This window comes from Micromonospora sp. NPDC050200 (assembly GCF_040656135.1).
GTDB lineage: Bacteria > Actinomycetota > Actinomycetes > Mycobacteriales > Micromonosporaceae > Micromonospora.
The window spans coordinates 1-4,955 of the sequence record NZ_JBFALG010000142.1; the positions used below are offsets into that span (position 1 = coordinate 1).

Annotated in this window: 1 protein-coding gene; it reads right to left on the reverse strand. The window is 77.1% G+C overall.

The window, feature by feature from the left end; translation table 11 throughout:
• Positions 1 to 4,955 (reverse strand): type I polyketide synthase (locus AB0I41_RS34805; RefSeq protein ID WP_357115608.1); only part of this gene is annotated, 4,955 nt, incomplete at both ends.

The window sequence follows — 4,955 nt, forward strand, 5'->3', positions numbered from 1 at the left end:
CGACGACACCGCGGCCCGGCGCGGATGCCCGTTCACCGGCCACTCCCGCGCCTGCGTCAACAGCTCCACCGCGCCGGCCGACCAGTCCACCTGCGGCGACGACGCGTCCACGTGCAGCGTCCGGGGCATCGCCCCGTGCCGCATGGCGAGGACCACCTTCATCACCCCGGCCACCCCGGCCGCCGCCTGGGTGTGGCCCAGGTTCGACTTCACCGAGCCCAGCCAGAGTGGCCGGTCGGCGGCCCGCTCACGGCCGTACGTGGCGAGCAGCGCCTGGGCCTCGATCGGGTCGCCCAGGGTGGTGCCGGTGCCGTGCGCCTCGACCAGGTCGACCTCGGCGGCGGGGACACCCGCCGAGGCCAGGGCGGCCCGGATCACGCGTTGCTGCGACGGGCCGTTCGGCGCGGTCATGCCGTTGGACGCGCCGTCCTGGTTGACCGCGGAACCGCGCACCACCGCGAGCACCGGGTGGCCGTGGCGGCGGGCGTCGGAGAGCCGTTCGACCAGCAGGAACCCGGCGCCCTCGGCGATGCCGGTGCCGGACGCGGCGGCGGCGAAGGCCCGGCAGCGGCCGTCCGGCGACAGCGCCCGCTGCCGGCTGAACTCCACGAAGATCTCCGGGGTGGCCATCACGCTGACCCCGCCGGCCAGCGCCAGGTCGCACTCCCCCGAGCGCAGCGCCTGCGCGGCCAGGTGCAGCGCCACCAGCGAGGACGAGCAGGCGGTGTCGATGGTCACCGCCGGCCCCTCCAGGCCCAACACGTACGCCACCCGGCCGGAGGCCACCGCGCCGGTGCCGCTGTTGGCCGGATAGTCGTGGTACATCAGGCCGGCGAAGACCCCGGTCGGGCTGCCCTTGAGCGTCGCCGGGTCGATGCCGGCCCGCTCGAAGGTCTCCCAGGCGCACTCCAGCAGCAGCCGCTGCTGCGGGTCCATGCCCAGCGCCTCGTTCGGGCTGATCCCGAAGAACGCCGGGTCGAAGTCGGCAGCGTCGTGGAGGAAGCCGCCGGAGCGGGTGTAGCTGCTGTTGGGCGTGGTGAAGTCGGGGTCATGGAGCTGGTCGACGTTCCAGCCCCGGTCGGCGGGGAAGTCGCCGATCGCGTCCACCCCGTCGGCCACCAACCGCCACAGCTCCTCCGGCGAGCTGACCCCGCCGGGGAAGCGGCAGCTCATCGCGACGATGGCGATCGGCTCGTCGGCCGGTCGCACCGCCACCACGGCGGACGTCACGGCGGCGGTGCCGGAGAGTTCGGAGACCAGGAAGCGGGCCAACCCGGCCGGTGAGGGATAGTCGAAGACCGCGGTGACCGGCAGCCGCAGGCCGAGGGTCTGGTTGAGCCGGTTGCGGAACTCGACCGCGGTCAGCGAGTCGAAGCCCAGCTCACGGAACGCACGGTCGGGGGCGACGGCGGCGGTGGAGGTGAAGCCGAGCACCAGCGCCACCCGGTCCAGGACCAGGTCGAGCACCGCCTGCTCGCGGTCGACCTCCGGCAGCCGAAGCAGCCGGTCGACCAGGGAGCCGGCGTCGGCGCGTACCCCGGCGGCGCTGCGCCGGGCGACGGGCAGCAGGGTACGGAACAGGGCCGGCACGTCGCCCTGGGCGCGTACGGCGGCGAGGTCGAAGCGGACCGGCAGCAGCAGCGCGTCGGGGCGGTCCAGGGCGGCGTCGAGGAGGCTCAGCCCCTCGTCCACGGCGAGGCCGATCATGCCGCTGCGGGAGATGCGCGCCCGGTCGACGCCGCCGAGCCGCCCGGTCATGCCGGTGGCCTGCGCCCAGAAACCCCAGGCCAGGCACTGGCCGGCGAGCCCCTGTGCACGGCGGTGCGCGGCGAGGCCGGCGAGGAACGCGTTCGCCGCCGCGTAGTTGCCCTGCCCGGGCGCGCCGACCACGCCGGCCGCGGAGCCGAAGAGGACGAACGCGCCGAGGCCGGCGTCGCGGGTCAGCTCGTGCAGGTGCAGCGCCGCGTCCACCTTGGGGGCGAGCACCGCGTCGAGCTGCTCGGGGGTGAGCGAGGCGATGGTGCCGTCGTCCAGCACGCCGGCGGTGTGCACCACCGCGCTCAGCGGACGCTCGGCCGGGACGGCGGCCAGCACGGCGGCGAGGGCGTCCCGGTCGGTGACGTCGCAGGCGACCTGCGTCACCGAGGCGCCCAGGGCGGCCAGCTCGGCCGCCAGGTCGGCGGCGTCCGGGGCGGCCGGTCCGCGCCGGCTGAGCAGCAGCAGGTGGCGTACCCCGTGGGCGGGGACCAGATGGCGGGCGACGACGGCGGCGAGGGTGCCGCTGGCGCCGGTGATCAGCACGGTGCCGGCCGGGTCGATCCGGCCGGCCGGCGGCTCCTCGCCGGTGGCCGGCGCGCGGACCAGCCGGGTGGCGAGGAGATCGCCGTCGCGCCGGAGCAGTTGCGGCTCGCCGGCGGCGACGAGGATCGGAGCGAGCGCGGCGGCGTCGGTGACGTCGACGTCCACGTCGGCGAGGACGATCCGGTCCGGGTGCTCCGACTGGGCGGAGCGGACCAGACCCCAGACGGCGGCGCCGGCCAGGTCGGTGACGTCCTCGCCGTCCCGGCCGACCGCGCCGCGGGTGAGCACCAGCAGGGTGCTGGCGGCGTACCGGTCGTCGGCCAGCCAGCCCTGGAGGTCGGCGAGCACCCGTCGGGTGGCGTCGTGCACCGCCGCCGCGTCCGCGCCGCCCGCGACCGGCAGCACCACCACGTCGGCCGCCTCGCCGGCGCCCCACCGTCCGACCTGGACGGCTGCGGGTGGCGGGGTCGGGACGGGGGTCCACACGGTGCGGTAGAGCGCGTCGGCGGCCGGGCCGGTGGCCGCCGGGGCGAGGTCGGCGGGGAGCGGCCGAAGGACGAGGGAGTCCAGGGAGAGCACCGGCGCGCCGGTGGCGTCGGCGGCCTCGACGGCGACCTCCCCGGCGCGCAGCGGGGTGATCCGCACCCGCAGGCTGGACGCCCCGACCGCGTGCAGGGTGACCCCGGTGAAGGCGAACGGCAGCAGGGCCCGGTCGTCGACGGCGTCGGTGAGGGCGACCGCGTGCAGGGCCGCGTCGAGCAGGGCGGGGTGCAGGTCGGCGCGCTCGGCGTCGGCGCTGGCCTCCTCGGGCAGTTCCACCTCGGCGTAGACCCGGTCGCCGACCCGCCAGGCGGCCCGCAGCCCCTGGAAGACCGGCCCGTACGCCAGCCCGGCGTCGGCCAGGTCCGGGTAGAGGCCGGCGACGTCGACGGCGGTGGCGCCGGCCGGCGGCCACTGCCCGAGGTCGTCGGCGGGGCGGGAGGTGACCGGGGCGAGCTGGCCGGTGGCGTGCCGCTGCCAGGGGGCGTCGGGGGTGGCGTCCTCGGGCCGGGACCAGACGCTGACCGGCCGGGCGCCGCGCTCCCCCGCCGCGCCGACGGCGACCCGCAACTGCACGCCGGCGCCGTCGGTGAGCACCAGCGGCGCGCCGATGGTCAGCTCGGTGACGGCCGGGCAGCCGACCTCGTCGCCGGCCCGCAGCGCCAGCTCGACCAGGCCGGTGCCGGGGACCAGCACGGTGCCGTTGACCGCGTGGTCGGCCAGCCACGGGTGGGTGCCGGTGGAGAGCCGTCCGGTGAGTACCACCCCGTCGTCGGCGGGGGTGGCGACGACCGCGCTGAGCAGCAGGTGGTCGGCGGGGTGCTGGCCGGCGCCGGTGACGTCACCCGTGCCGGCGGCGGCCGCGTCCAGCCAGTGCCGGCGGCGCTGGAACGGGTACGTGGGCAGCTCCACCCGCCGGCCCGGACGCCCCTGGAAGAGCGGCAGCCAGTCGACCGGAACGCCGTGGGCGTACGCCTCGGCGAGCGAGGCGGCGACGCGGTCCGGCCCGCCGTCGTCGCGGCGCAGCGTACCGACCACGACGGCCGGGGCGCCCGCGTCGGTGCAGGTCTCCTCCAGGCCGACCTTGAGCACCGGGTGGGCGCTGGACTCGACGAAGACGTTCAGCCCGTCGGCGAGCATGGCCTGGGTGGCGTCGGCGAAGAGCACGGTCTGCCGCAGGTTGGTGTACCAGTAGCCGCCGTCGAGGGCGGTGGTGTCCAGCAGGCCGCCGGTAACCGCCGAGTAGAACGGCACCTCGGCGGGGCGGGGGCGTACCGGGGCGAGCAGTTCGGCGAGCCGGTCCCGGATGCCCTCGACGAAGACGGAGTGCGAGGCGTAGTCCACCGGGATCATCCGGGTGCGGATCTCCGCGGCGGCCAGTTCGGCCTGGAAGGCGCTGAGGGCGTCCACCTCGCCGCAGACCACCACCGAGCCGGGGCCGTTGACGGCGGCGAGGGAGAGCCGTCCCGCCCAGCCGGCGAGGCGGTCCCGGGCGGCGTCGGCGGGCAGCGACACCGACATCATCCCGCCCAGGCCGGCCAGCTCGGCGGCGATGACCTGGCTGCGCAGGGCGACCACCCGGGCGCCGTCGTCGAGGGTGAGCGCGCCGGCGACGCAGGCGGCGGCGATCTCGCCCTGCGAGTGCCCGACCACGGCGGCCGGCTCGACGCCGTGACTGCGCCACAGGTGGGCCAGGGAGACCATCACCGCCCAGAGCACCGGCTGCACCACGTCGACCGGGTCGAGGGTGGGCGCGCCGGGCACGCCGCGCAGCACGTCGACCGGGTCCCAGTCGACGAAGGGTTCGAGCGCGCGGGCGCACTCGGCGATCCGCTCGGCGAAGACCGGCGAGGAGTCGAGCAGCTCGACGGCCATCCCGGCCCACTGGGAGCCCTGGCCGGGGAAGACGAAGGCGACCCGGGCGTCGGCGCGGGCGGTGCCGCGTACCAGGTTGGCGGCCTCGCGGTCGTCGGCGAGCGCGGCCAGGCCGGCCAGCAGCGCGGCGGTGTCCGTACCGGTGACGACCGCGCGGTGTTCCAGCGCCGCGCGGCCGGTGACCAGGGCGTGCCCGACGTCGGCCGGGTCGGGCCCGGCCGCGACGGCGGCGAGCCGCG